The 839-nt window shown below is 66.9% G+C and carries 2 protein-coding genes; both read right to left on the minus strand.

Translation table 11 applies throughout. The features are described 5' to 3' along the window. On the minus strand, positions 1–267 hold a 267-nt coding region (locus EN749_RS36585), incomplete at its 3' end, for an ATP-binding cassette domain-containing protein (RefSeq protein WP_128365065.1). Positions 268–271: 4 nt separating this feature from the next. Then, positions 272–839, minus strand: a 568-nt coding sequence (locus EN749_RS36590; RefSeq protein ID WP_128365068.1) for an efflux RND transporter periplasmic adaptor subunit, incomplete at its 5' end; no start/stop codon positions are given.

Here is an 839-nt window from a genome sequence, read left to right on the forward strand (position 1 = left end):
AAGGTTGCGCAGCATGGCGCGGCGGTTGCGGTCGAGCCGGCCGGCGTCGATGCCCATGAAGGAATAGGTTCCGGCCGTCGGCGTGTCGAGGCAGCCGATGATGTTGATCGCCGTCGACTTGCCGGAGCCGGACGGACCCATGATGGCAACGAATTCGCCACGCCGGATCGCTAGATCGACGCCTGCCAGCGCATGCACCTTGGCCTCGCCCTGGCCGTAGCTCTTCCAGACCTTGTCGAAGGTGATGAGGGTCGCGCCCGTAGCCACGGCATCAGCTCCGCTGCTGCGACGCGGTGATGATTTGTGCGCCTTCGTCCAGGCCCGAAATGATCTCGGTCAGTTCGCCGTCGGTGGAGCCGATCTTGACATTGACCGGGTGCGGACGCCCGTTCTCCAGCACGTAGAGCGTGCGCGAGCCGTCGGTGGGGACTGTGGCGGCCTGGCGCTGGCGATTGCCGCCGGGGCGCCCCATGCGGCCGGTGAACAGGTCGCTCAGGCTCCAGCCGCGGGCGGCCTGCTGCGCCGGGCGATAGCGGAAGGCGGTGGCGGGTACGGTGAGCACGCCCTTAGCCTGTTTTGTGACGACCGAAACGGTGGCGGTCATGCCGGGCCGCAGCAACAGCTCGTTGTTGTCGACCTCGAGCCGCGCATTGTAGGTGACGACGCCGTCGGTGGTGACCGAGGCATAGGAGATGTCGCGGATCTCGGCATCGAACGGCCGCTCGGGGAAGGCATCCACGGTGAAGCGGGCATGCTGGCCTGACTTGACCGCGCCGATGTCGGCCTCGTCGACCGCCGCCACCAGTTCCATGTTCCTGAGATCGGCGGCGATGATGAAC

This window comes from Mesorhizobium sp. M7A.F.Ca.ET.027.02.1.1, assembly GCF_004022985.1.
Classification (GTDB): domain Bacteria; phylum Pseudomonadota; class Alphaproteobacteria; order Rhizobiales; family Rhizobiaceae; genus Mesorhizobium.